A 25,361-nucleotide genomic window follows, 5' to 3' on the forward strand; every position below is an offset into this window, starting at 1 on the left:
TGACCAGCCATTCCGCAGGTATCGACGGCATATCCCTGGTGACGCGCACCCGGCCAACGACCAGGTGCCGCCACGGCGCCGAGAGGAGCATCCAAGGTCTACTGGAAGGCGCGTTGCGCATCTTCGGAGACACACCGATCGCGCCGCTGGGTCCGGTCGAATGCAAGGACCTTCTCCTACTGCAAAGCGACGGACTCGTCGTGGCGGATGTGGGCCGGGCCGCAAACCGTAGTCGGGCGATGCGCTGGGTGTGTCGGTACCCGCCGGCCGCACGGCGGCGCCAGGGCTCACTCGGCTCCGTCGGACCGGCTCACTCGGCTCCGTCGGACCGGCTCACTCGGCAGCGGACTACTGGCTCAGTGCTGAGCGGAACACTGGCTCCCAGCAAGCGCGATATCCAGGGAGCGGCGAGGTGACAGCGCCGATACAGCGCCGAGACCGAAGTGAAGTCGGCCGCCGACGGTGCTCCAACGCTGGGGCCAACCCTGTGTGCCTTCGCAAACATGCCCGAAGGAAGAACAATCATCCTCGGGCTCGATGAAGCGGCAGGTTTCGTGCCAGTGGATGTGACGAGAGTCGCAGCCCTCGAACAGGCGGTCTCTGATCAGGCGAGAACCAGCGTCGTCCCGTCCCTGCGGTGCGAGTTCCAGACTTTTCGGGTGTCGGGCAAGCCCGTGCTCGTCGTCGAGGTGGCGGGCCCGTGGTGATGTCGTGATGATCGGCTCCCAGGGTGTACGCGATACGCGCTATCAGCGCTCGCGTGGTGTCCACTAGCCAAAGACGTCCCGGCTAGGCGGGAAGCACGTAGAAGTACATCAAGAGGTAGTGCAGGAACGCCGCAACGGCCACGAGTACGTGCCAGATCTCGTGAAAGCCGAACTTCCCGGGCCATGGGTTGGGCCGTTCGATCACGTAGATCACGAAGCCCGCGCTGTAAACCAGGCCACCCGCGGCCAGTAGGACCAGTGCCATCGCCGGAAGCGAGACGCCCGCACCCATCAGCACGACGCTCATCCAGCCGAGCGTGATGTAGAGCGTGTTGGTGATGTACTTCGGGATTCGTCGCCACACTGAGCGCAGCACGATCCCCAGGATCGCGACGACCCACACCGCGCCGAACACGGCCCATCCGTACACATTGCGAAAGAGCACCAGCACGAGAGGAGTGACCGTGCCTGCGATCAGGGTGAAGACCGACGCGTAGTCGAGCGTCCGCAGCGCTTCATTCACCCGCGGGCCGCGGTCCAGTCCGTGATGGAGGGTGCTCGCCGCGAAGAGCGTCATGAGGGACAGCCCGTAGACGCTGAACCCGACGATCTTCCACGGGTCTCCCTGAGCGATGGCCTGGGAGACGAGCAGGACGGTCCCCAGGACGGAGAAGCAGAAGGCCACCAGGTGCGAGAGGGTGTTGAACCGCTCGTCGGTCACATGGATGCTGCCGTCCCTGCTCCGGATGGTGCTGTTCACAAGCCGCCTTCCGCCGTGTGACTTGTAGGTGAGGGAGGTACCCGCCTCGGGACGGAGTTTACCCGGGCGAAACTGTCGTACCCGCTCCCTAACGTGGGCTTCAGGAGTCGACACCAAGGCCAGCCCACGGACGGTGGCAGGTCCTCATGGACGACGTGATCGATCTGGACGCCACGGTGGAGGCATCGTGGGGCAGGTTCGAGCAGGACTACGCAGCCGCGGCGCGGGAGTTGCGGTCAGGGCAGTACCTGGTGGCAAGTATCGATGACGGCCTCGCGGGTGGAGAATTCTCGGTCGGCGGCCAGGCTCGCTGCGCGTGACCTTGCCCCGGCTCGCCAACGGCATCCCACGCCAGGGCCCGGGCTTATGCGCGTGCGGTAAACGAACGTTCCGAAAGCGCGTACACTTTGATCGTAACGAGGAGGTTGCGTGATGAGTACGGCGATGGCACCCCAGACCTACGTCCCTGAACAGAGCGAAGAACTGGCACAGGTTCACCGTTTCATCGAGGCCCATGCTGAAGGGCGGGGAGCGGTACCGCCCGCCAGGTTTCTGCTGATCGGAGGCGGCGAGGGGGAGCAGATCGAGTTGCCCGAGTACCTCTACGGGATTCTTGTGCAAGTAGTGGGCGCACTCGCCGCCGGTAAGGCGGTGACCGTGACACCCACGGAGCCTCAACTGACCACCCAGCAGGCGGCGGACCTGCTGGGTGTGTCGCGGCCGACTGTGGTCCGGATGATCGACTCCGGCGAACTCCGCGCCGAGCGGAACGGGTCGCGCCGGCGGCTCCTTCTGAGTGATGTCCTCGAGTATCGCGAGCGCCGCCGCCAGCGTCAGTACGCGATGCTCGAGGCCACGGCGGTCGATTTCGACGACGAGGACGACCCGGCGGACGTCATCGCCCAGCTGCGAGCCGCACGGCAGTCACTCGCCGGACAAGGAAAGCGTTGACCTGGAGGATTGGAGACGCCGTGGATCTCATGCTTGAAGCCAGCGCCGCCGATAACGGGCCTTCTCGCACGCCGCGGCGGATACGCAGGCACATGCGGGCAGACTAGGGCACATGCTCGAAGACGACCTCGAACTCCTCGCCCACGACTACCTGGGTGAGCTCGGCTGGCGGCCGGTCCACGGCTCCGACCTCAACGGCCGCCGCGCCTCGGCCGCCGACCCCGTGCTCGTCGTCGACTTCCGGGCGGCCCTGGCCCGGCTCAACCCAGCCGTGCCGGCAGCCCTGCTCGACCAGGCCGTCACCGAGATCCTCGCACCCACCTCGCAGGACGCGGCCGCCGAGAACCTGCGACTGCACGAACTGATGGTCCACGGCTACCGCGGGGTCAGCTGGCTGGAGCCCGACGGCACCGAACGCACCCCGACGCTGCGCCTGATCGACGCCGACCCGTCGGCCAACGACTGGCTCGCCGCCCGGCAGGTGATCGTCCGCGACCGCGACGCCCACCGCCGATTCGACCTCGTGCTCTACTGCAACGGCCTGCCCGTCGGCGTAGTGGAACTGAAAAACGCCGGCGACCCGGCCGCCACCGTCGACACCGCGCACGCCCAACTGGCCACCTACCTGCGCGAGTTCCCGATGGCGTTTCGGGCCTGCGTCCTCACGTTGATCAGCGACGGGGTGGTGGCCAAGTACGGCAATCCGTTCGCCCCGCTGAACCACTACGCACAGTGGAATGTTGACGACGACGGCCTCCCGCTAACCGACCAGGCCCCGGCGCTCGAGTCGCTGCTCGACGGCGTCGCGAACCTTGAACGCTTCATCCAGTTGATGCGAGGCTTCACCGCGTTTGCCGAGGGGGAGGGCGGCATCCTCAAGCGCACGGCCAAGCCACACCAGTACTTCGCCGTCACCAAGGCTGTCGGACGCACCGTCCAGGCGGTCGAAAGCGACGGCAAGGCCGGCGTCGTGTGGCACACGCAGGGCTCGGGCAAGTCGCTGGAGATGGAGTTCTACACCAACCTCCTCCTGCGCACCCCTCGACTGCAGAACCCCACGGTCGTCGTGGTGACCGACCGCACCGAGCTCGACGGCCAACTCTTCGACGGGTTCGCCGCCTCGAAGCTGTTCCCGGAAAAGCCCGTCCAGGTACACACCCGGGAAGGCCTCCGGGTCGCCCTGAGCGAGCGCAACACCGGCGGAATCCTGTTCACCACGCTGCAGAAGTTCGGTCGCACCCGGCAGGAGCGGGAGTCGGGCCGGGAACACCCACTGCTTTCGGGGCGGCGCAACATCGTGGTCATGGTCGACGAGGCGCACCGCAGCCACTACGACGACCTCGACGGCTACGCCCGCCACCTGGCCGATGCGCTGCCCAACGCGACCCTGATCGCCTTCACCGGCACCCCGATCAGCTTCACCGACCGCAACACCCGCGAGGTGTTCGGCGACTACATCGACATCTACGACCTGACCCGCGCCGTTGCCGACGGCGCGACCGTACCCGTCTACTTCGAGCCGCGCCTGGTCACCGTAGGTTTCGACGACGGCGTCACGTCCGAACAACTCGACGACGCCGCCGACGAACTCACCCGCGACCTGGACGAGACCGAACGCGAACGGGTCGAGCGCTCCGTCGCCGTCATCAACTCCATCTATGGCGCGCCCGAGAGGTTGCGCACCCTGGCCGCCGACATCGTCGAACACTGGGAGAAGCGCCGAGCTCGTGTCTTCGAGGAGATCGAGGGGCCGGGCAAGGGGATGATCGTGTGCGCCACCCGCGAGATCGCCGCGAATCTGTACCGGGAGATCGTAGAGCTTCGGCCAGGCTGGCACTCCGACGCCATCGACGCCGGGCGCATCAAGGTGGTCTACTCCGGCACCGCCTCCGACCAGCCGCCGGTCAGCGACCACGTCAGACGCGAGTCGGAGAACAAGGTGATCAAGAAGCGGCTCGCCACGGCCGAGGATCCGCTGGAGCTGGTCATCGTCAAGGACATGATGCTCACCGGCTACGACTCGCCGCCGCTGCACACCCTTTACCTCGACCGCCCGCTGAAGGGCGCGCTGCTCATGCAGACGCTCGCCCGGGTCAACCGGACGTTCCGAGGCAAGTCCGCCGGGCTGCTGGTGGCCTACGCGCCGCTGACGGACAACCTGGCCCACGCGCTGGCCGAGTACACCCTCTCCGACCAGCGTGAACGCCCGATGGGGCGAGACGTCGGTGAGGCCGTCGAACTGGCGCGGGCGCTGGTGGAGCAGATTCGCGACCTCATCCGCCCGGTCGACTGGCGCTCCAAGCTCGGCACCGCGCGGGGCTGGATGGACGCCGCCCGCCTCGTCACCGGCTGGCTCCGGGACCCGCGGAACCCGGGCAACCGGGTCGCGGAGGGGCACGCGACGCTGACAGACAGGTACCGGCACCTCACCACGCAGCTCGGCCGCGCGTGGGCGCTGTCGGCCGGAGCCGACAACCTCGCCGATGTCGCCGACGAGGTTCGCTTCTACATTGAGGTGCGCGCCTGGGTAGCCAAGCTCGACGCCGCAGAGCGGGAGGCGAGCGGCCGTCCGGTGCCGGAAGAGGTCGCCCGCGCGCTGCTCGCCGTCGTCGAGGACTCAACAGATTCGCGCGACGTGATCGACATCTACGAGATGGCGCAGATCAGCCCGCCCGACTTCGACCACCTGACGCCGTCGGCGCTGAAGGAGGCGCAGGCGGCAGAGAACCCGCAACTGGCGATCGAAGCGCTCCGGGCGGCGTTGCTGTTGGAGGCTGCGCGGGTCTCCGGCCGCAACCTGCTGCGCCAGCAGACGTTCGGCGACCGGGTCGCCGACGTCATCAACCGCTACACCAACGGCCAGCTCACCTCGGCGGAAGTGCTGCTGGAGCTCTGGCGGACGGCGGAGGAGATCGCCGACGAGGCGCGCCGAGGCGAGCGGTTCGACCCGCCGCTCGGCCTGGACGAACTGGCGGTCTACGACGCCGTCGCAAACAACGAATCAGCCATGGAGGTGCTCGGCCAACCGGTGCTCGGGCAGATCGCACGCGAGCTGGTCGAGCTGCTGCGGCGCGACGCGAAGACCGACTGGACGGTGCGCGATGACGTGCGCGCCGCGATCCGGGCGAAGATCAAGCGACTGCTGCGGAAGTACAAGTATCCGCCGGACCGCTCGGAGGAGGCGGTGAAGCTGGTGGTCCAGCAGATGGAGGTGCTGTCGCGAGGGTAGCCAGCAGCCATCCAATCCCGGCCACGCCCCCGGAACAGCACCTTCATTACTTGCCGCTGTAGACGGGGAATGCGCTGCTTTCGCCGTACTCCTTGGCCTGCAGGTCTCGAAGTGCCACCATGTCGGCGTCGGAGATGACGAAGTCGACCGCCGCGTTGCTGCGCATGTGCTCCGGGTTCGCGGTCTTCGGCAGCGAGACGGTGCCGAGCTGCAAGGTGTAGCGGATGCACAGCTGAGGCACCGTGACGCCGTAGCGCCCCGCCATGGCCTGGACCTCGGGGTTGCCCAAGATCTCACCGTGGGCGATGGGCGAGTAGGCCTCGATCAGGATGTCCCTCTCCTGGCAGTAGGCGATCAGTTCGCTCGGGGTGTTGCCCGCGTGGACCAAGATCTGGTTGACGTGCGGCGTGACCGTGGCGGTGGACGCGATGTCCTCGAGGTCGGACTGCAGGAAGTTGGACACGCCGATGGCGCGGAGCTTGCCCGCCCGGTAGGCGTCCTCCAGCGCCCGCCAAGCCTCCCGGTTGCCCTCGGCGTAGTTGCCGCCGCGGAAGTCGCCCCAGGGCTGCGGCGCGTGAATCAGCATCAGGTCGATGTGGTCAAGGCCGAGCTTCGCGAGCGAGCCGCCGATAGCGGCCGTCGCGCCGTCGTAGTCCTTGATCTCTGCCGCCAGTTTCGTGGAGACGAACAGTTCGTCGCGTGCGACCCCGGAGGTGCGCACCCCCTCTCCGACCCCGCGCTCGTTGCCATAGGCCTGGGCGGTGTCGATGTTGCGGTAGCCGAGCCCGATGGCCGCCTTGACGGCGTCGGCGGCAGCGTCGTCGTCGATGAACCAGGTGCCCAACCCCAGCTTGGGGATGGTCACGCCGTTCGACAGGGTGTAGGTCTCGTTGAGGATCACGCGTTTTCTCCTTGGACGATCAGGTTGTTGTAGTGCTCGTCGTCGACGGCGTCGAACCACTCGGTGCTGGTGTTTGTGCCCGGCACCTCGATGGCGATGTGGGTGAACCACGAGTCGGCCTTCGCGCCGTGCCAGTGCTTCTGGCCGGCCGGGATCACGACGATGCTCCCGGGCGTGAGGCTGACCGGGGCCTCGCCCTCGGCCTGGTACCAGCCGCTGCCCGCGGTGGCGAGCAGGATCTGGCCGCCTCCGGTGCTGGCCTGGTGGATGTGCCAGTTGTTGCGGCATCCGGGCTCGAAGGTGACGTTGCCGATCACGACGCCCTTCGTGGTGAGCATGTTCAGGTAGCTCTGCCCGACGAAGTACTGCCCGAAGGCGTCGTTCTTCTCCCCCCGTGGAAAGATCGGGTTGATGTCCATCCCACTCATTTCGCTTCTCCTCTTGTGGACCGGAGGCAGGTGCGGATCGCACGTCTCTCCTGCAACCATGTTGCCCCCCTCGTGCGGGCGGCAATAGGGGAGGGAATCTTCCTGGGAGGCTTTTCTCCCCCTCACGTGCCGCATCCCAGGTGGAACACTGGTCGCCATGAGTCGCGACACATTGATGAACGAACTCGGGAGCTTCCTCAAGACGTGCCGCAGTGGCCTCACGCCCCGCCGGGCCGGGCTACCCGAATCCGGCGGGCAGCGTCGGGTCGCCGGGCTGCGTCGGGAGGAGGTGGCACAACTCGCCTCGCAGGACGCGAAACCGGGCGGCCCCACCCATGACGCGCTGTGCGTGCTCGGAGCCCAGGTCGCGGAAGCCCTGGGATGAGCGGCGACGGCCGGTTGAGTACCGACTCTCGACCGCTTGGGAAGGTGTCATGACGGTGAATCAGCCAGAGAGCATCGGGGTGCGGGGCGCCCGAGTCCACAACCTGCGCGACATCGACGTCGATGTGCCACTTCGGAAGCTGGTCGGGATCGCCGGGGTTTCCGGGTCGGGCAAGTCGTCGCTGGCGCTCGGCGTGCTCTACGCGGAGGGGTCGCGCCGCTACATCGAGGCGCTGTCGACCTACACGCGTCGACGGATGGCGCAGAGCCCCAGGGCGGCGGTCGACTCGGTCACCCACGTCCCCGCCGCCCTGGCGTTGCGGCAGCGGCCGGGGGTGCCAGGCGTGCGCTCCACGTTCGGCACCTCCACCGAGCTGCTCAACGTCTTGCGCCTGATGTTCTCCCGGCTCGCCTCGCACGAGTGCCCCAACGGGCACCGGGTCCCGCCGACGATCGACGTGGCCGCCGAGGTCGCTTTCGACTGCCCGGTGTGCGGCGCGCGCGTGGTCCCGCCCAGCGCCGAGGACCTGTCCTTCAACTCCGTCGGCGCCTGCCCCACCTGCACCGGGACCGGCGTCACCCGCGTCGTCGACGATGCCACGCTGGTGCCCGACCCCGGAAAGAGCCTCGACGACGGCGCCGTCGCACCCTGGCAGATGTTCGGGTTCAACGTGCAGCCCGACATCGCCCGCGAGTTCGGGGTGCGCACCGACGTGCCATGGCGGGACCTGACCGACGATGAGCGCCAGCTAGTGTTCGCCGGGCCTGCGGAGAAGAAGCACATCACCGTCACGAGCCGGAAGGGGATCCACGAGCTCGACTTCACCTTCCGCAACGCCCGGCTGACGGTCACCGAGGAACTCAAGCGGGCCGACACCGAGAAGCGGCTGTCAAGGGTCAGCCGGTTCCTTCGCGAGGGCACGTGCCCCGACTGCCAGGGCAGTCGGCTGGGCCCGGTCGCGCTCAGGCCCCACATCGGAGAGCTGAACCTGGCGGAGGTCACCGCCAAGACCCTCGACGACGTGCTCGCCTGGGCGCCGAGCGTCCCGGTCGGCCTCCCGGCCGAACTGCAGGAGCTGGCCCGGACCCTGGTCGACACCCTCCAAGAGATGGCGCGCCGCCTCGTCGAACTCGGGCTCGGCTACCTGGCGCTCGACAGGGCAGGGTCGACGCTGTCCACCGGTGAGCGGCAACGCGCCCAACTCGCCCGGGCCGTCCGCAACCGCACCACCGGCGTCCTCTACGTCCTGGACGAACCCTCGATCGGCCTGCACCCGGCCAACGTCGACGGCCTGCTCGGAGTGATGCGCGACCTGCTCGCCGACGGCAACTCCGTGGTCTTCGTCGACCACGACGTGCAGTTGCTGCGCCGCGCCGACGCTCTGATCGAGATCGGCCCGGGCGCAGGCACCGACGGCGGCACCGTCGTCGCCCAGGGCACGCCCGAAGCGATCGCCGCCGCGCCCGGCACCCTGCTCGGCGGTTTCCTGACGGGGGAGGAGCCTGTCGTCGTCCGCCAGGTCGCAGAGCCCGCGGAGATCTTTGCCCATGGGGCGATCCACCTTGTCACCGGCGCAATCCACACGGTGCGGCCGCTTGAGGTCGACATCCCGCTCGGCCGGCTCACCGCCGTGACCGGGGTGTCCGGATCGGGCAAGACGACGCTCATCCTCGAATCGCTGGTCCCTGCGCTGCAGGCGGGTCCCGGCTCCGCGCGGCTTCCGGGTCACGTGCGCGAGCTGCGCGCACCGGTCGGGATCAAGGCCCAGGTGGTCGACGCGACCCCCATCGGGATCAACGTCCGTTCCACCGTCGCGACCTACTCAAAGGTGATGGACGAGCTTCGCAAGGCCTATGCCGACCTACCGGAGGCGCGGGCGGACGGCTTGGGTGCCTCGGACTTCTCCTACAACACCGGCTCGTTGGCCTGCCCGCGCTGCGCGGGAACCGGGGAGGTGTCCCTGGACGTGCAGTTTCTCCCCGACGTCGACATCGTCTGCCCCGACTGCGCCGGGAGCCGGTTCGCTCCCCGCGCGGAGGACTACCTTCGAGACGGAATCTCGCTGCCCGGCCTGCTGCGGTGCACTGTACGTGAGGCGTTGGAGCACACCTCCGACCTGCCGCTGGTGAAACGGCGGCTGCGAGGCCTGGCCGAGCTGGGGCTCGGCTACCTGACGCTGGGTGAGGCGACGCCGTCGCTGTCTGGTGGTGAGGCGCAACGCCTGAAGCTGGTCAGCCAACTGCACCGGGATCAGCACAACGCGGTGTTCGTGCTAGACGAGCCGAGCGTCGGGCTGCATCCGCTCGACGTGCGCACGCTGCTCGACGTGCTGCAGCGGCTCACTGATCGGGGCGCCACCGTCGTGGTGATCGAGCACGACCTGGACCTGATCGCCAATGCCGACCACGTCATCGACATGGGGCCGGGTGGCGGGCAGGACGGTGGCCGGATCGTCGCAACCGGGACGCCGGGCGAGGTCGCGCGGGTCGGCGCCTCCATCACCGCCGGCTACCTGGCCCGCCACCTGGGCCCCGCTGCCAGGGATGTTTTCATCCCCTGACGCCGTGCCGCCTCGCGCGGAATGATGACGGGGGACAGACCACGCGTCGACAGAAGGAGAGCGACCCATGTCGCAGAATCAGGATTCTGAAATCACCGATCCGGAGTTGGTTGAGTACTTCGGCAACTTCGCCGACGGCGAGACCATCGCCGACGCGACGGCGCTGGCCGAAAGTCTCGACGCGCGCACCCGGGCGTTGGTACGGCTCGGGGCGACGCTGGCCGTCGGCGGACTGGGTCAGTTCCGGGCCTTGGCCTCCGGTGCGATCCAGGCCGGAGAGATCGGCCCGGTGGAGTTGAAGGAGGTCGTCTATCAGGGGGTCGCCTACGCGGGAATGGCTCGCGCGCACGACTTCCTGCTCGTCGTCAACGAGATCCTGACCGACGCCGGGGTCGAGCTGCCGCTTCCCGGGCAGTCGGGCTGCACGCCGGAGACGCGCTTCGAGTACGGCAAGTCGGTGCAGGCCAGGATCGTCGGCGGGCGCGATGCCGTCGATAAGCGGATCGCTGACGCGCCTGCCGATGAGGCGCACTTCCAGCGGTACCTGGCGGAGAACTGCTTCGGCGACACCGTCGGGCGTGGTGGCCTGGACATGTCGACCCGTGAGCTGGTCACGTTCGCGATGCTCGCAGGGCTCGGCGGGGCGGACAACCAGGTAAAGGGCCACGTGGGAGCGAACCTGGCCGTCGGGAACACGCGGGCCGAGTTGTTGGCGGTGCTGACGGTGCTGGTGCCGTTCATCGGGTATCCGCGCACCCTCAACGCGTTGGCCGCGCTGGACGCCGTCACCCTGGCCTGATCCGTATCGCCACGGTATGGGTGGTTCGCGCACCCACGCGCGCCCCGCGAAATTCGGCCAGTGGTCAGTTCTGAGGTGTCCTGTCCGGAGAATCGGCCATCGCTCAGGCGACGGCGTCACGTCCATGATGCTGGGGCGGGGAAGCGGCCGATTTTTGGGTTCAGACGGATGAGAATCGGCCAGTGGTCGATTCTTGTCACGTCAGAGGCGGGCCAGATCTCCCGCCATCTCCAGCGCTCCGACGAGTTCGGCCCTGCCACCGAGTTGCGTCGCCTTGATCTCCATTCCCGCCGCGATCGCGGGTTGGGTGTAGCGCTGCACGGAGGTGCGCACCCCTTCGATGAAGTGTGTGCCGGTGGTGCCGAGCGCTCCGCCGATGATCACGGCGGACGGGTTGAGCAGATTGCACAGGTTGGCCAGCACCCCGCCGAGGATCCAGCCGCGTTGTTCCAGGATCCGCCCTGTCACCGGGTCGGCCGTGCTGATCAGCGTGATCAGTGCCGGGTCCAGGTGGGGGTGCGTGAAAGCGATCTCCTCAAGCACGGACGTGACGGTCACGACGGCTTCGAGGCAGCCGCGGTTACCGCACCGGCACAGTTCGCTGCGTCCAGGCAGGTTGGAGTGGCCGATCTCACCGGCGAGCCCACCGGAGCCCCGGTAGATCTTCCCGTCGATCACGAGAGCGGCACCGACCCCGTGGGAAGACTTGACGTAGAGGAAGTCCTGATGTTGCCTGCCCGCGCCTCGACGCAGTTCCCCGAACGCCCCGAGCACCGCGTCGTTTTCGATGTGTACCGGCGTGTTCAGCCGCGACTCGAGTTCGGCCCGAGGGGTGAGGCCCATCCAGCTGGACAGGATCGTGGGTGAACAGACGATGCCGGTGTCGCGGTCGACCGGCCCGGGGATGCCCGCGACCACCGTCGCCAAGCGGTCGACGTCCCGGCTCTGCATCAGGTCTTTCAATGCCCGGCAGGCCAGGTCGAGGGCCTCGTGGGCTCTCAGGTCGACGTCGATGTGCGTGAGGGTTTCGTCCAGCGCGGTGCCCGAGTCATCGCCGAGCGCGACGCGGATGTGTTCGTGGCCGAAGTCGATCGCGCCGACCGGGATCCCGCTGGGCACCGCCGTCAGGATGTGGGCGGGGCGGCCGCTGCCGGTGCCCGGCCCCTTCTCCTGCACGGTCTCGACGATGACCCCTTCTTCCAGGAGCCTGGAGACGGTGTGTCCGACGGTGCTGGGAGAAAGACCGGAACGGTCGACCAGGTCGCCGCGGGTGACTCCTTGGCCACCCTTGACCAAGGTAAGGACGGCGTCAGCGGTGCGGAGTCTTCGAGGGCGGGACGGGTTGCTCATGGTTGAAGCGTAGGGGATGGCCGAAGCGGTTTTCCACCAGTACCGGGAAAATATTCCACCGAAAATGGGATATAAACTAGCACGCTAATGCAGTTTAGGAGTATTGACAATCAAAAGATCGGTGCATAATCTCGTGGCGTTCACAGGGTGTGAGCACAAATGGGTCAAATATCTTGACCAGGTCGCCGCTCTTCGGGTGCATGGGTGCATCGCGAAGGGTGCGACCTCCAACGCAGTGACCGCCGCCGGTGGTTGCTGGCCAATCCGTCGTCCCAGCCTGCCCCCACAGCGCCTCCGGATCGCCCGTCGGACCGGTTGCCTGACCAGGCGGTTCGGCGTCCGATCCTATGAAGGGTTTGAGACTTATGGCTTACGTCCGACCGGGACGCATTCGAAGTCTGGTGGCGGGTGTTGCTGCGGCAACGCTGGCCGTCGGCATGTTGGTATCGCCCCTATCGCCGGCCACCGAGGCCGAGGCGGCGCTGCTCCCCGGGCTTTCGGGGCTGTCGCGCGCCGCAGCCACCGAGGGCATCGTCATGCTCCAGAACGACGGCGACGTCCTTCCGTTGAGCGCCGACCGCACGATCTCGGTCTTCGGCCGGGTGCAGGTCAACTACTTTGCCGTCGGATACGGCTCCGGCGGCGACGTGAAGACGCCGTACCGGATCAACCTCCTCGACGGCCTGCGACGCAACCCAGGCATCCAGATTAATGAGAACCTCGCCTCGGTCTACGAGTCGTGGACCGCCGCGAACCCGCCCAACGACGGCTGGTGGGGCAACTGGCCGACCAGCTACCCCGAGATGCCGCTGACGGACGCCCAGGTCTCGGACGCCGCGGCGGCCTCCGACACGGCCGTGGTCGTGATCGGTCGCTCCGCGGGTGAGGACCGGGAGTCCTCCGACACCGAAGGCAGCTATCGGCTCACCACGGCCGAGCGGGACATGCTCTCCAAGGTAAACGCCAACTTCGACAAGATCGTGGTGCTGCTCAACACCGGCAACCTGATCGACATGAGCTGGCAGGCCGACTATCCCAACATCGACTCGCTGCTCTACGTCTGGCAGGGGGGCATGGAGTCCGGCTCTGCCGTCGCCGACGTGCTGGCAGGCTACGACTCGCCGTCGGGCAAGCTGCCGCAGACGATCGCCAAGACCCTGGCCGATTACCCGAGCAGCGCCAACTTCGGCGGGCTCGAGTTCAACAACTATGCCGAGGACATCTTCGTCGGCTACCGGTACTTCGAGACCTTCGCGCAGGACAAGGTGTTGTACCCGTTCGGCTACGGCCTCAGCTACACCACGTTCGACACCGAGACCACCGATGTCTCGGAGGCCGACGGCCGCATCTCCGTCGACGTCAAGGTCACCAACACAGGAGAGCTGCGCGGCAAGCAGGTCGTGCAGGCCTACTACGGCGCGCCGCAGGGCGAGTTGGGCAAGGCGGCCAGGTCGCTGATCGCCTACGCGAAGACCTCGACGCTGAACCCGGGTGCGAGCGAAGAGATCACGCTGACGTTCTCGGTTTCCGAGATGGCCTCCTATGACGACGGTGGCTACACCGGGCACGAATCCGCCTGGGTTCTCGAGGCCGGTGACTACCCGATCTACGTCGGCAACGACGTGCGCAGCGCGCCTCAGGTCGGCGTCCACAACGAGCCGACCCTCAGGGTCACCGAACAGCTCGAGCAGGCCGTCGCCCCCAGGGTGGCCTTCGACCGGTGGCACGCGGCCGCCGGTGAGGACGGCGCGGTCGAGCTGACCACCGATCAGGCGGTTCCGTTGGAGAAGGCCGACCAGTTGAAGCCCCGCGTCGAGGCACAGATCGAATCTGATGCCCCGAACCTGCCCTACGGGGAAGGCGACAAGGGCATCGACCTGATCGACGTCTACCAGGACAACAACACCATGGATGAGTTCATGGCACAGCTCAGCGTCGACGACCTCGTCGCGCTCACCTCCGGCGCCGGCGCCATGGAGCACCCCTTCGGGATTCCCGGCAACGCGGCCACCTACGGCGGCACGAACACGACGCTTCGGGACACCTACGGCATCCCTCCGATGTCGACCACCGACGGCCCCTCGGGCATCCGGATGACGGCGCAGGCCACGCTCCTGCCGATCGGTACCCTGCTGGCGTCCACCTTCAACGACCGCCTCGTCGAATCGCTCTACGCGGGCGTCGGGCAGGAAATGGTGCTCAACGGTTCCGACGTGCTGCTGGCGCCGGGCATGAACATCATCCGCAACCCGCTGGCGGGTCGAAACTTCGAGTACTTCTCGGAGGACCCGGTCCTCACCGGGTCGATGGGCGCTGCCACCACGCGCGGGCTGCAGTCCGAGGGCGTCTCTGCCACACCGAAGCACTTCGCGGCGAACAACCAGGAGGTCAGGCGCAACACCAACGACTCTCGCGTCTCGGAACGGGCGCTGCGTGAGATCTACCTGAAGGGCTTCGAGATTGTCATGAAGTCGGCAAAGCCTGACAACATCATGACGGCCTACAACCGGGTCAACGGCTCCTGGGCTCACCAGAACTTCGACCTCGTCACCACCGTCCTTCGTGACCAGTGGGGCTGGGACGGCATCGTGATGACCGACTGGTGGATCCAGGTGCAGCCCTGCGCCGACATCTCGCTGACCGGCACCGTCCTGACTGGAAACGCGTGCCGGGTCCGCTCGGGCGTCGACGTCCTGATGCCGGGCGATCAGAACCTCAGCGCGGGAAGCCCCGTCGCCGCGGTCGCCGCCGGCACCCTCAACATCGGTGAGGTACAGCGCTCTGCCCGCAAGACGCTTGCGTTCGCCATGGACTCGGCGACCTTCCGCAAGGCGCACGACCTGCCGTTGGCCGATTACGAGGCCGCGCACTGGTTCGACGTGGACCAGCCGGCGATGTCGGTCGCTCCCCAACTGACCAAGCTCACGCTCGATGGCAACGACGTGCCGGGCTTCAGCCCGCTCACGACGGACTACCGGATCTACGCCAAGGACCTGAGCAACCTCCCCACCGTGGCCGCGGAAGCGGCTGACGGCTTGGAGGTCACCGTCACGCAGGCAACGGCCGAGTCGCCCATCGCGTCGGTTCTGGTAGTTGCCTCCGACGGCGGCCAGAGCAGGTACCGGGTGGCGTTCTCCACCGACTCGAACCTGCCGCTGCCTGAGGGCGTCCAGAAGGCCGTGATCCGATCTGTGAACATCAACGGGGCCCCGTTCCTGCCGTTCTACGAGACGACCTACGCCTACACGCTCAACGGGTTCACCCCGGCTGAGATCACCATCGACAACATCGTCGCCCCTGCCGGGGTGACCGTCGAGGAGGTGCGTGACGGCAACCGGATCATCCTGCGCGCCGATACCGACGGGCACCGTCGTGACTACGTGTTCACCACTGTCCCGCCGACCGGGGGGACCTACCCTGTCAGCGACGACTTCTCCGGTGCCGAATTGAAGGATGCCTGGACGGTCGAGGATCAGACGGACAACTTCGTCAAGAACGACGGCGACATCACGCTCACCACTCAGGACGGCGACTGGCACGAGGGGGCGACCGGCCAGAAGAACACCGTCTGGCAGCACGCCGCCGGAAGCTGGACCTCCGTCACGGAACTCAGCTACGACACCCTGCCGTACCAGTCGTACCACCAGCTGGGGGTCGTGGTCTTCCAGGACGAGGACAACTATCTCCAGCTTCGCCTCGCCTACAACAACTGGGACGGCAACGTGAGCACGCCGCTCCAGTTCACGGTGAAGAACGAGACCGCCGCCTCCTCCGCGGAAACCTCGATCGACGCCGCCGGGCTTGCGCCGGCGCCGGGAGATCCTCTGCTGCTGCGGGTGCAGAAGGCGGAAGACGTGTTCACCTTCTCCGTTAGCGTGGACGGCGGCGCGAACTGGATCCCCGTGGGAGACCCCGTCACCAAGGCGATGGCCGAGCCGAAGTTCGCCCTCCAGGTGAGCAACGGTGCCCTCGGCGCCACCACCGACCAGGGCGGCGGCCCGACCGCCGGCCAGCCGATGGTCCCGATCGAGGTGACCTACGATGCGGTGACCTTCTCAGACGTGGTCCCCGATCCGTCCGAGAACCCTGAGTTGCCGGCCGGGACCAAGACGACGCTGGCCGCCTCGGGTGACACCGTCATGAAGTTCGCCTCGGCGTTCTACCGCACCAGCGGCCTGCAACTGGCGGACTGCTCCGGTGCCTGCACCGGGCAGAGCGTCGGAGGCACCGCCAACGGCGCCTACCTGCTGTACAACGTCGTGGCGCCTGCGGAAGGCGACTATGTCGTCTCGCCGCAGATCTCCGGGGCGTCGGCCGCAGGCGGTCTCGACCAGCTTTCGTTCTCGATCTACGTGGACGAGCAGCTCGCGACCACCTTCACCCGCGGCGGTGGCACCGGCGGTGCCCAGAACTGGGTGGAGCTGGCGGGCCAGCCCGTCCACCTGCAGAAGGGCCTGAACAAGGTAAAGGTGCAGCTCAACTCCGGTGGCCTGAACCTCGACTACCTGAGGTTCACGGCTCCCGAATCTGCCCGCGAGCTGGCCTTCGAACCCGCCGTCCAGACCCGCTGCCTGGCGGGGAAGGCGTACGTCGGAGTCACCGTCAAGAACACCGACACGGTGCCGCTCAGCGTCGAGTTCAAGACGGCGTTCGGCAACAAGTCGTACGCGCAGGTCGCCCCGGGTAAGAACGCGTTCAACCAGTTCGCCACCCGACTGGTGTCGCTCGACGCCGGCAGTGTGGAGATCAAGGTCGGCGCGACCATCGACGGCGAGCCCGTCTCGGTGACGAGGACCCTCACCTACGCTGCGGCAAGCTGCAGCTGAAACCAATCGGTGGCCCCCATACCGGGGGCCACCGACCCACGTTGTCCCGGTGCCTACGGGCGCCGTTGTGAAAGGAAGAATCATGTTCAACAACTCTCGGGCAGCCCGGCTCGTCGGCGCGGCCGGTGTCGCGGTGCTGATGGCGAGCTTGTCTGCGGGTGTCGCTATGGGCGACCCTTCTGAGGTCGACGACACCTCCGTCGACGTGAACGTCAACATCGCAGAGGTCGACGGACCGGGATTCCTGGCCCTGACGGTGGCCGACGATGCCGTCCAGCTCACGGAGAACGGCTCGGACGTGACGCGCCGTCAGTTCACGGGCACCCTGCCCACCGTCACCGTCACCGATACCCGCGACTCGGCCGATATCCCGGCAGGTGCAGGCTGGGCCGTGCTCGGCACTGTGTCGGACTTCACCGGCGGCACCGGCCAGGCTGCCATCACGGCAGACCATCTCGGATGGGCGCCGGAACTCGTGGGGAACAACACCGGTGACGGGTTGGTCGCCGAGGGTGACGTCGTTGACACGGTGCTCGACGGCGGGGCGAACGGGGTGGGCCTTGAGAACCGCGAGCTCCTCGTGTCGACGTGGGATTCGGCGGCGGTCCACGAGGAGGGCTCGTGGCAGGCCAATGCCGAGCTGTTCCTGCGTACGCCTCTCGACGTCGAGGCTGGCGAGTACTCCGCGGTGCTGACGCTCTCGCTGTTCGAGTGAGTTGACAGGGTCGCGCCCTCGTCTGTCGGTGACGGGCGGGGGCGCGATCTGCGTCTCTGGTGGGAATCAGCGCCGCAGCAGGGCGTCGACGAACCATCGGCACTGGCGACGGACGGCATCCTCGGGCAGAGGGTCGTACAACAGTTGGCTGGCCATGCCCTGCATGAAGGCGAGCACCGCCCATGCGACCGCCTCGGCCTCGACCGTGGCGGGGACTTCGCCCTCGGCGTGCGCACGGTGTACCAGGCGTGCGATGGCGGCCCGAAGTTCGTGGTCCGAGCCCGCCACCGCTGCCGCGATCTCCGGGTCGAAGGCGGCCCTCTCGGCAAATGCCGCACCCTGGAGTTCGGCGTTGCGGCGGGGGATATCGAGTGGCAGCACCGACACCATCAGGTCTACCAGCCATTCATGAAGGGTGGGGCGCCCGGGTTCGGCGAGAGCGGGGGCGGAGGCTTGTTCGCGGAGGCGCGCGAACATGACGCGCAGCATGGCGTCCTTGGTGGGGAAAGCCTTCTGTACCGCCCCGAGCGACATGCCGGTCTCTGCCGCCACCGTCCGGAAGCTCACCGAGGCCATTCCGTCGCGGGCCAGCAGGCGCAGGGCGGCGTCGGCGAACTCGGTCTGTCGCGGCGTCAACTCCATCGGCTCAGCCTGCCATCAATCCCGGGCCACGGCCGGGCAGTTGTCGCCAGAGCCATGCGGCGTAGGCGGCCAGAATCGCCGTCATGAGGCCGAGGCCCACCAGAGCGGCGGGGCTCAGCTCCTCCCCGGTGCACCATGCCGCCAAGTCATAGACGAGATGCCATGCAACGCCGATCCAGAGGCTTCCGGTGACGGCGACAAGCTCGGCTAGCACGAGGCCGGCCAGGCAGGCGAATGCGAACTGCAGCGCCAGATGAAGTGGCGGGCTCCCCGTGAACACGTTCGTCAGGTGCAGTGCCCCGAACACGGCGGCTCCGCCGATGACCGCCTTCTTTTCCCCAAGCCCCCGCAGTGCGGCCAGCAGCAGGCCGCGGAACCAGATTTCCTCGTTGAAACCGACGGCTACGGCTAGGGCCGCGTAGGCGAGGGCCTGAGGCGGTGTGACATGGGGGCCTGAGAAGGCGACCAGGATCACAGGGAGCGCGGCCAGCGGCAGCAGCCACAGTGCCCGGTCGAGACTCCTGGGGCGACGGAAGCCGTAGTCGGCCAGCGATGGCTTGGTGCGCCACATCACGACGAGCCCCAGCAGCGCGGACAGGGCGACGAAGGCTGCCTGGGCGTAGCTGGCCTCGAGCACGTCGAGCCCCCGCGCCTGCGCGTAACCGACGCCGAACGCCGTCAACACCGTGCCGGCGAGCCCGACGGCCACGGCCAGCAACCAGGGATGCCTGGTCTTCCACGCCGCCAGACGGCGGCCGTCGACGTCATGGGCCTGTGGTGGGGTTGAAGTTGGGGGAGCCGGTCGAGTCGCCATCACGCCCTCCATGGAATACGGATGTATTCAGAATACGTGTGTATCCGGTTTCGTCAAGAGGAGATCGTCGACGTCAGTTTCAGCGCCTGACCGCTGCTCGACGGCGCCCGGTTCGAGGCCCCGCCTCCGAGGCGTCAGTAGGTTTCGAGCGGTTCGTCCTGGTCCGGCTCCCAGATCCGGGGCGAGATGTCGGGCCTGTTCTTCCACTCCTGGCTGAGGAGTGGAGACGAGATCAGCATGTCCGCGGTGGCGATGTTGCAGGCCATCGGCACATTCCAAACCGCGCCGATGCGCAACAGGGCCTTGACGTCGGGGTCGTGCGGCTGGGGCTCGAGCGGGTCCCAGAAGAAGATGAGCGCGTCGAGGCGACCCTCGGCGATCATGGCGCCGATCTGCTGGTCGCCGCCCACCGGGCCGGAAAGCAGCCGGGTCACCGGGAGGCCAAGCTCGTATTCGATCATGGTGCCGGTGGTTCCGGTGGCGAAAAGATCGTGCTGGCTGAGTGTTCCGCGGTTGAAGTTGGCCCAGGCCAGGAGTTCGGCCTTCTTGTTGTCGTGGGCCACCAGAGCGATGTGGTGTCTGACCTCGGGCATGGATGCCGCCTCTCTCCGATGAGCGGATTCTAGGCCGCGGGAAGGGGTCGTGGTGGGGTATCCGATTGTGTCTCGTTGGATCACCGCGACCTGCCCACTCCGGTAGGGGCCTGCGGGCCAGTAGGTGCCCGACGAGTCCCGAAAATCCGCCAATGGCGGATTCTGGTCGGTCTTGCGTCGAGGATCCGCCACTGCCCTGCCTGGCCGGATCGCCCGATCCGGTGCGCCGCAGCGATGGCCTGACGGATCGGCGGGTCCCTAGAGCAGGGCGTTGGTCCTCAGCCAGTCTTCGAGGTCGGCCGTCGCGTCCGTGACGGCTTCGCCCTGGACGGCCAGGCCATCGCGCACGTCGCTGTCGGGCAGCGCGTCCCGGTAGTCCTCGTCGACGCCGCTCATGCCGCTGACGGCGTAGGTGACGAACGGCAGAACCGTCTTTCCCGAGAGATCCACGCCCTCGATGAAGGTCGACAGGATCATCGGCGCGCGGCTGCCCCAGACGGGGCTCCCGATCAGCACCGTGTCGTAGCCGCTGACGTCGGGGAGCGGGTTGGCGATCGCCGGGCGCGCGTCGGCGTCCGCCTCGTCCCGGTTCCGCTCGACTGTGGGGTCGTACGCCTCGGGGTAGGGGTCGGCGGCCTCGATCTCATAGACGTCGCAGTCGATCCGATCGGCGATCAGACCAGCGAGGACGGCCGTGTTGCCGACCTCAAGAGTGCGGCGATCTCCGTAGTAGTAATTCTCCCCTGCCCGGGAGAAGTAGACCAGCAGCGTGCGCCCAGCGCCGATGGCTGTTCCGCTGGGGTTGGGCGATTCTACTGTGGTTGCCTCGCCCGAGGCAGAGCTTGCTCCGGCAGGTGTCCTGGGCTGCGGGCCGGTGCTGCAGGCCGTCAGGGTAAGTGCCAGTGCCGAGATACCGGTGTAGAGGACGATCCTGCGGGTGAGCTTGGTCGTGTTGTTCAATCCCATAGAACCATTCAATGCCCCCTCCCCGCGTGGCGGCAGGGTCAAGCTATCCGTGTACTGGCGGTTCCCCCCAACCATCCGCCGGTGGCGTTAGCTTTGAAGCCATGGAGCATCAAGCCGAGGTGACGGACTTCCTGAAGTCCCGCAGGGACCGGATCACGCCCGAGCAGGCAGGCATCATCGGCGGTGGACGTCGCCGGGTGCCGGGGCTGCGTCGCGAGGAGGTCGCCATGCTCACCGGCGTCAGCGTCGAGTACTACGCGCGCATGGAGCGCGGCGACCTGGCAGGGGTCTCCCTCGAGGTCCTCGACGCGATGGCCCGTGCGCTTCAGCTGAACCAGGCCGAGTTCGACCACCTGCGCGACCTGGCCCGGGCCGCGGGCCCGCGCCCGCCGCGCCGCCGACGCAGTTCGCCTACGGGACGGGTGGTCAGGCCCGAGCTTCAGAGGTTCCTCGACGCGGTGACTGGGGTACCGATGTGGGTGCGGGACCGACGGCTGGACTTCATCGCCGCCAACCCGCTCGGGCGGGCACTGTATGCACCGATGCTCGACGACCCGGCCAACGGCGGCAACTCAGCTCGATTCACGTTCCTGAACCCGGCCGCGCGGGTCTTCTTCCCGGACTGGGAGGACAATGCCGACACGGTCGTCGCGACGCTGCGCATGTACGCCGGGCGCTACCCGTTGGACGAACGGCTGACCGACCTGATCGACGAGCTCAACCGTCAAAGCGACGCATTCCGGAACCGCTGGTCCGAGCACGAGGTGGCTCACCACCGCTCCGGGCTCAAGAGGATCAACCATCCCGAGGTCGGGCTGTTGGAGTTCTCCTATCAGGCGATGAACCTGCCTGCGAACCCCGATTGGTACGTGTTCGCGTTCACGGCTGAGGCCGGCAGCCCCACCGAGGAACGACTGAGGCTGCTCGCCAGCCTCCAGGCCACCGCACGGCCGAAGGATGTGGACGTCGCGAATCGCTGAACCGATTCGATGGTTGAGTCGCCGGTGAGCGGGGCGGCCTTTCCGCAGGTGTCGGCGGTGGATCGCTGGTGACGAGCTTTTCCACTGGTGTCGCGGCGGCGCCGGGCTGGGTGACTGTAAGCCCTGCCGTGCTCGTCCGTCGAGCTGCCGGGCGGTGCTGGTCGGCGTGGACACCAGCGATTTGTGGCCGATACCAGCAGTACCGCTGGATACCTGCTGTATACCGCTGGTGGCGAGCCTTTCCGCAGGTATCGGCGGTGGATCGCTGGTGACGAGCTTTTCCGCTGGTGTCGGCGGTGGATCGCTGGTGGCGCGCGCCCGGCTGGCGACCGGGTGTCACCCACGGTGTGTGCCTCGAGGCGACGCTGGTGCTGTTGATGGTCGTGGACACCAGCGATTGGTGGCCGATACCAGCGGTATCGCTGGACACCAGCTGTATACCGCTGGTGGCGAGCCTTTGCGCAGGTATCGGCGGTGGATCGCTGGTGGCGAGCCTTTGCGCAGGTATCGGCGCCGGATAGCCGGTGGCGAGCCTTTCCGCTGGTGTTGACGTCAGAAGGCTGGTGTCGACGGCCAACAGCACTGCAACCAGTGGCCGCCGTTGTGACCATCGGCCCTTCGATCTGCTCCTCGGAGAGTCCCTGGGATTCATAGAAGGGTCCAAGGGGTGTACTGACAGTTACTTCTTGTCCCCTGGTCGGGCGCGTAGTTTGGGGAACATGAACATGAATGTGACATTGAACAACGGAATCGAGATGCCCGCGCTGGGGTTCGGCGTCTTTCAGACCCCTCCCGACACGACCACCGAATCCGTGGCCGAGGCGCTGCGGGTCGGCTACCGGCTGATCGACACGGCCGCCGCCTACGGCAACGAGCGTGAGGTCGGCGACGCGATCCGGCGCTCCGGCATCGACCGGGCGGAGGTCTTCATCGAGACGAAGCTGTGGATCAGCGACTACGGCTATGACCGTGCGCTGCACGCATTCGATAAGGCCGCAGGCAAGCTCGGCGTCGACTACATCGACCTCCTCCTGCTGCACCAGCCGCTGACCGCCGACTTCGAGAAGACGATCGGGGCGTACAAGGCGCTGGAGACGCTGCTGGCCGACGGGCGGGTGCGCGCGATCGGCGTCAGCAACTTCATGCCGGAAGTGTTGGCGAACCTGCTGAAGCACACCAGCGTCGTGCCCGCCGTCAACCAGGTCGAGGTGCACCCCTACTTCACCCAGCAGGACGTGCAGGCCGCCGACGCCGAGCACGCGATCTTGACCCAGGCCTGGTCGCCGATGGGCGGGATCACCAGCTACGCCGGCGACGCCAACCGCTCGACCTTCAACGATCCGGTGATCGGCGAAATCGCGGAGGCGCACGATCGGACCCCGGCTCAGGTCATGCTGCGCTGGCACCTGCAGGAGGGTCGCTCGGCCATCCCGAAGTCGGTCAACCCGCAGCGCATCGCAGCCAACTTCGACGTCTTCGACTTCGAACTGACCGCCGACGAACTCGCGCGAATCGACGGTCTCGACACCGGCGTGCGCGGCGGCCCGGATCCCTCGGCGATCACGCTCGAGGCCTTCGGCCGCGACATCCCCGAGGCCTGACCAGCCGTCGAGGTGAACATGCAAAACCCCGGCAGATGGAAGAAGGCGCTCCTCGCGGGCGCGGCGTCATCGATAGCCCTTGTCCTGGCCGCGTGCGGTTCGACGGCCGAGGCTCCGCGTCCCGAATCCGTCACGCCGACGTCGAGTAGCGCGGAGGCAATGGGAAGAGCAGGAGACATGAACCTACGCGAAGGCCAGGTCAACCCGACCCCGTCCGACCTCGTGCTCGACGCCGTCGTCGACCCCGCCGTCAACCAGACCTTCTTCCTGTGGGAGGAAGGCAACATGGCGTCGCTGCCCGAACAGCAAGGCGCCGAGATGGTCTCGGGCGAAGACGGGGTCGGCTTCCGCCCGACGGTGGTCACCTATCCCGTGCTGGCAGGGGTTCAGATCAAGGGTGCGGTGCTCGTCAACGCGGGCGGTGCCTTCCAGTTCCGCAGCAACGGGGTGGAAGGCGAGCCAACCGCGCAGGCCTTGGCCGAGCTCGGCTACCAGTCGTTCCTGGTGAACTATCGACTTCGGCCCTACACGCAGGAAGAGGCGGCGCTGGACTTGCAGCGTGCCGTCCGATTCGTCCGCGCGCACGCCGATGACTACGGGTTCGATCCAGCCGACATCGCCGTCATGGGGTTCTCCGCCGGTGGCATCCTGAGCGGCGAACAGGCGCTCAACTTCCAGGGCACCGTCAACGGCACGTCGCTGGATGCCGACTACCGGCCGGATGCGTTGGACGAGGTGAGCGCCGACGTCGGTGCCGTCGGGGTGATCTACTCGTTCTACGGTCGCCTGTCGGTTGCCTCCACCGATGTCGAGGCGTTCCGCAGGGCCGACCTGCCTCCGGCGTTCTACCTGTGGGGCTCCGAGGACCCGTTCACCGATCAGTTCCCGCAATCCGTGGCCGCGCTGCGTGAGGCGGGGGTCGCGGTGGAGAACATGTGCTTGACGGGTGGCCGCACGGCTTCGGCACCCGGGGTGGCTGGGTCGACGAGTTCTTCGACGGCTGGCTGAGCCGCACCTTCGGGGCCAACTGATGAACGCGCCGATCGGGTCCGCGAGTCGACGTGGCCTGCTGCACGGATTGCTCGCGGTGAGTGCCACAGCTGTGCTCACCGCCTGCACGTCGGCCCCATCGCCCTCAAGAATGTCGTCGACATTGCGATTGCGGCAGGCCAGATCGAGCCGCTGATCGTCGTCTGCCCCAACTACAACACTACGAGCCCTGACGACAGCGCCAGCTTCAGTCTGGCGCTGACCGAGAATTGTCACCGGGAACTCCTGAATGACCTCATCCCGGCGGTGGAGGGCAGCCTAATGGCGCGCCACCTGCCGTATTTCGCTGGCGTCAGGGAAACTTCGCTGGTGTGTCCAGCTATTTCGCTGGTGTCGGGGGGTCTGCGCTGTCGGATGCAGGTGCCGTGATCCAGGGTCGTTGGGGGCCGTGGTCGCGTCGAGCCGTGAGCACTATCGCGGGTTCGATCCTAATTTGAACGTGAAAACGGGTCGTCTCGGCAATCGACTTCCGGATAGTGCTCAACGTCAAGACCGCGTCGAGAGGTACGTCGCGGAGACCTGCGGTTCGTCGCGGAGGGCGTCTCGCCGGAAGCCCTCATGGCATCGCGCGACCACCGCGGTTTCGGCGGCTTCTCGATGGGTGCCGTGACCACCTGGCGGACCTTCCAGAACGGGTTGGACTACTTCAGGTACTTCCTCCCGATGAGCTGCGGGACGTCGCTGGACATGGACAACATCGTCGAGGCCGCTGGGTCGCACGAGAAGGGCGACTACAACGTGTGGATCATGACGGGAAGCGCTGATTTCGCGCATCCGTACGAGGAGGACAGGGTCGAGTTCCTGCGGAACTCCGCGTACTTCACGCAGACCTCCGACGGGACCGATGGGAACTTGGCGTTCAACGTCAAGGAGGGCTACGAGCATGACGGTGTTGCCGCGATGGAGTACACGTACAACGGGATGAGTTGGTTCTGGGGTGTTGGTTGAGCCGTGTCGGCTGATCCGGGCCGAGAGGTTCGAACGGCCCGTGTCGAAACCAACGCCGCCCGGCGCAGAATCCTATGGTCGGCCCTCTGCACCGTGCGCTGGATGGTTTCGACACGCCTGCTCGCTGGCGCTCGCCGGGCGGCTCAACCAACGGCG

The 25,361-nt window shown here is 67.1% G+C and carries 21 protein-coding genes; 13 read left to right on the forward strand and 8 right to left on the reverse strand.

The features are described 5' to 3' along the window. Positions 1-443 precede the first annotated feature (443 nt). The gene (locus BUC15_RS14815) at positions 444-707 is read left to right on the forward strand and encodes an AlbA family DNA-binding domain-containing protein (RefSeq protein ID WP_073189688.1); all 264 of its coding nucleotides are present in this window, start codon (positions 444-446) and stop codon (positions 705-707) included. A gap of 82 nt (positions 708-789) precedes the next feature. Here the strand turns inward: BUC15_RS14815 and trhA are convergent, their stop codons facing one another. Continuing rightward, positions 790-1,467 (reverse strand): PAQR family membrane homeostasis protein TrhA, encoded by a 678-nt coding sequence (trhA, locus tag BUC15_RS14820; RefSeq protein ID WP_073189690.1) that lies wholly within the window; start codon positions 1,465-1,467, stop codon positions 790-792. Positions 1,468-1,613: 146 nt separating this feature from the next. Between trhA and BUC15_RS20040 the strand changes: the two genes are divergently transcribed. From BUC15_RS20040 to BUC15_RS14830, 3 genes are all read left to right on the forward strand, one after another. After that, positions 1,614-1,787, forward strand: coding sequence for a hypothetical protein (locus BUC15_RS20040; RefSeq protein WP_175558358.1), 174 nt, complete (start codon positions 1,614-1,616; stop codon positions 1,785-1,787). Between the two features lie 112 nt (positions 1,788-1,899). Next, positions 1,900-2,418 (forward strand): helix-turn-helix domain-containing protein, encoded by a 519-nt coding sequence (locus BUC15_RS14825; protein WP_073189692.1) that lies wholly within the window; start codon positions 1,900-1,902, stop codon positions 2,416-2,418. Positions 2,419-2,530: 112 nt separating this feature from the next. Continuing rightward, a complete protein-coding gene (locus tag BUC15_RS14830) occupies positions 2,531-5,647 on the forward strand; it encodes a type I restriction endonuclease subunit R (protein WP_073189694.1) in 3,117 nt (1,038 codons plus the stop codon). 46 nt (positions 5,648-5,693) lie between these two features. On the opposite strand, the gene BUC15_RS14835 is transcribed toward BUC15_RS14830, so the two are convergent. Continuing rightward, entirely contained in the window at positions 5,694-6,548 is an 855-nt protein-coding gene (locus tag BUC15_RS14835; RefSeq protein WP_073189696.1) for an aldo/keto reductase, read from the reverse strand. Further along, on the reverse strand, positions 6,545-6,976 hold the full coding sequence (locus BUC15_RS14840; protein ID WP_073189698.1) for a cupin domain-containing protein: 432 nt from the start codon (positions 6,974-6,976) through the stop codon (positions 6,545-6,547). Before BUC15_RS14840 ends, BUC15_RS14835 begins: the two co-directional genes overlap by 4 nt. Positions 6,977-7,133: 157 nt before the next feature. Between BUC15_RS14840 and BUC15_RS20535 the strand changes: the two genes are divergently transcribed. The 3 genes from BUC15_RS20535 (at position 7,134) to BUC15_RS14855 (ending at position 10,720) form a co-directional block, all read left to right on the forward strand. After that, positions 7,134-7,361, forward strand: a complete 228-nt coding sequence (locus BUC15_RS20535) for a hypothetical protein (RefSeq protein WP_073189700.1) — start codon at positions 7,134-7,136, stop codon at positions 7,359-7,361. A gap of 49 nt (positions 7,362-7,410) precedes the next feature. After that, positions 7,411-9,921: an excinuclease ABC subunit UvrA gene (locus BUC15_RS14850; protein ID WP_073189702.1), complete on the forward strand. Its 2,511-nt coding sequence runs from the start codon at positions 7,411-7,413 to the stop codon at positions 9,919-9,921. Positions 9,922-9,988: 67 nt separating this feature from the next. Next, entirely contained in the window at positions 9,989-10,720 is a 732-nt protein-coding gene (locus BUC15_RS14855; protein ID WP_073189704.1) for a carboxymuconolactone decarboxylase family protein, read from the forward strand. A 201-nt stretch (positions 10,721-10,921) separates the two neighbouring features. Here the strand turns inward: BUC15_RS14855 and BUC15_RS14860 are convergent, their stop codons facing one another. Continuing rightward, complete coding sequence (locus BUC15_RS14860; protein WP_073189706.1) at positions 10,922-12,070, reverse strand: ROK family transcriptional regulator; 1,149 nt, start codon at positions 12,068-12,070, stop codon at positions 10,922-10,924. Between the two features lie 437 nt (positions 12,071-12,507). Here BUC15_RS14860 and BUC15_RS14865 point away from each other — a divergent pair, with 437 nt between their 5' ends. Beyond that, complete coding sequence (locus BUC15_RS14865; protein ID WP_175558359.1) at positions 12,508-16,896, forward strand: glycoside hydrolase family 3 C-terminal domain-containing protein; 4,389 nt, start codon at positions 12,508-12,510, stop codon at positions 16,894-16,896. Between the two features lie 82 nt (positions 16,897-16,978). Further along, a complete protein-coding gene (locus BUC15_RS14870; RefSeq protein ID WP_073189711.1) occupies positions 16,979-17,611 on the forward strand; it encodes a hypothetical protein in 633 nt (210 codons plus the stop codon). Between the two features lie 66 nt (positions 17,612-17,677). Here BUC15_RS14870 and BUC15_RS14875 read toward each other — a convergent pair whose 3' ends face one another. From BUC15_RS14875 to BUC15_RS14890, 4 genes are all read right to left on the reverse strand, one after another. Next, positions 17,678-18,253, reverse strand: coding sequence for a TetR/AcrR family transcriptional regulator (locus tag BUC15_RS14875; protein WP_073189713.1), 576 nt, complete (start codon positions 18,251-18,253; stop codon positions 17,678-17,680). 4 nt (positions 18,254-18,257) lie between these two features. Next, positions 18,258-19,067 carry a CPBP family intramembrane glutamic endopeptidase gene (locus BUC15_RS14880; RefSeq protein WP_175558360.1) on the reverse strand — a complete coding sequence of 270 codons (810 nt, stop codon included), beginning with the start codon at positions 19,065-19,067 and terminating at the stop codon, positions 18,258-18,260. A gap of 134 nt (positions 19,068-19,201) precedes the next feature. After that, positions 19,202-19,660 (reverse strand): methylglyoxal synthase, encoded by a 459-nt coding sequence (locus tag BUC15_RS14885; protein WP_073189717.1) that lies wholly within the window; start codon positions 19,658-19,660, stop codon positions 19,202-19,204. 258 nt (positions 19,661-19,918) lie between these two features. Then, entirely contained in the window at positions 19,919-20,620 is a 702-nt protein-coding gene (locus BUC15_RS14890) for a flavodoxin (protein ID WP_245788004.1), read from the reverse strand. A gap of 107 nt (positions 20,621-20,727) precedes the next feature. Between BUC15_RS14890 and BUC15_RS14895 the strand changes: the two genes are divergently transcribed. The 4 genes from BUC15_RS14895 to BUC15_RS14910 all read left to right on the forward strand — a co-directional run bounded on the left by BUC15_RS14895 (position 20,728) and on the right by BUC15_RS14910 (position 25,205). Then, positions 20,728-21,606, forward strand: a complete 879-nt coding sequence (locus tag BUC15_RS14895) for a helix-turn-helix domain-containing protein (protein WP_073189722.1) — start codon at positions 20,728-20,730, stop codon at positions 21,604-21,606. A 719-nt stretch (positions 21,607-22,325) separates the two neighbouring features. Beyond that, on the forward strand, positions 22,326-23,207 hold the full coding sequence (locus BUC15_RS14900) for an aldo/keto reductase (protein WP_073189724.1): 882 nt from the start codon (positions 22,326-22,328) through the stop codon (positions 23,205-23,207). Positions 23,208-23,384: 177 nt separating this feature from the next. Then, entirely contained in the window at positions 23,385-24,215 is an 831-nt protein-coding gene (locus BUC15_RS14905; protein ID WP_073189726.1) for an alpha/beta hydrolase, read from the forward strand. Positions 24,216-24,815: 600 nt separating this feature from the next. Further along, positions 24,816-25,205, forward strand: a complete 390-nt coding sequence (locus tag BUC15_RS14910; RefSeq protein ID WP_073189728.1) for an alpha/beta hydrolase — start codon at positions 24,816-24,818, stop codon at positions 25,203-25,205. Positions 25,206-25,361 lie beyond the last annotated feature (156 nt).

Source organism: Tessaracoccus bendigoensis DSM 12906 (assembly GCF_900141915.1).
Taxonomy (GTDB): Bacteria; Actinomycetota; Actinomycetes; order Propionibacteriales; family Propionibacteriaceae; genus Arachnia; species Arachnia bendigoensis.

Excerpts from the sequence above, each read along its gene's own strand:
- BUC15_RS20040 (WP_175558358.1), top strand. The coding sequence starts at position 1,614 with ATGGACGACGTGATCGATCTGGACGCCACGGTGGAGGCATCGTGGGGC.
- BUC15_RS14825 (WP_073189692.1), top strand. The coding sequence starts at position 1,900 with ATGAGTACGGCGATGGCACCCCAGACCTACGTCCCTGAACAGAGCGAA.
- BUC15_RS14830 (WP_073189694.1), top strand. The coding sequence starts at position 2,531 with ATGCTCGAAGACGACCTCGAACTCCTCGCCCACGACTACCTGGGTGAG.
- BUC15_RS14840 (WP_073189698.1), bottom strand. The coding sequence starts at position 6,976 with ATGAGTGGGATGGACATCAACCCGATCTTTCCACGGGGGGAGAAGAAC.
- BUC15_RS20535 (WP_073189700.1), top strand. The coding sequence starts at position 7,134 with ATGAGTCGCGACACATTGATGAACGAACTCGGGAGCTTCCTCAAGACG.
- BUC15_RS14850 (WP_073189702.1), top strand. The coding sequence starts at position 7,411 with ATGACGGTGAATCAGCCAGAGAGCATCGGGGTGCGGGGCGCCCGAGTC.
- BUC15_RS14855 (WP_073189704.1), top strand. The coding sequence starts at position 9,989 with ATGTCGCAGAATCAGGATTCTGAAATCACCGATCCGGAGTTGGTTGAG.
- BUC15_RS14860 (WP_073189706.1), bottom strand. The coding sequence starts at position 12,070 with ATGAGCAACCCGTCCCGCCCTCGAAGACTCCGCACCGCTGACGCCGTC.
- BUC15_RS14865 (WP_175558359.1), top strand. The coding sequence starts at position 12,508 with ATGTTGGTATCGCCCCTATCGCCGGCCACCGAGGCCGAGGCGGCGCTG.
- BUC15_RS14870 (WP_073189711.1), top strand. The coding sequence starts at position 16,979 with ATGTTCAACAACTCTCGGGCAGCCCGGCTCGTCGGCGCGGCCGGTGTC.
- BUC15_RS14875 (WP_073189713.1), bottom strand. The coding sequence starts at position 18,253 with ATGGAGTTGACGCCGCGACAGACCGAGTTCGCCGACGCCGCCCTGCGC.
- BUC15_RS14880 (WP_175558360.1), bottom strand. The coding sequence starts at position 19,067 with ATGGCGACTCGACCGGCTCCCCCAACTTCAACCCCACCACAGGCCCAT.
- BUC15_RS14885 (WP_073189717.1), bottom strand. The coding sequence starts at position 19,660 with ATGCCCGAGGTCAGACACCACATCGCTCTGGTGGCCCACGACAACAAG.
- BUC15_RS14895 (WP_073189722.1), top strand. The coding sequence starts at position 20,728 with ATGGAGCATCAAGCCGAGGTGACGGACTTCCTGAAGTCCCGCAGGGAC.
- BUC15_RS14900 (WP_073189724.1), top strand. The coding sequence starts at position 22,326 with ATGAACATGAATGTGACATTGAACAACGGAATCGAGATGCCCGCGCTG.
- BUC15_RS14905 (WP_073189726.1), top strand. The coding sequence starts at position 23,385 with ATGAACCTACGCGAAGGCCAGGTCAACCCGACCCCGTCCGACCTCGTG.
- BUC15_RS14910 (WP_073189728.1), top strand. The coding sequence starts at position 24,816 with ATGGCATCGCGCGACCACCGCGGTTTCGGCGGCTTCTCGATGGGTGCC.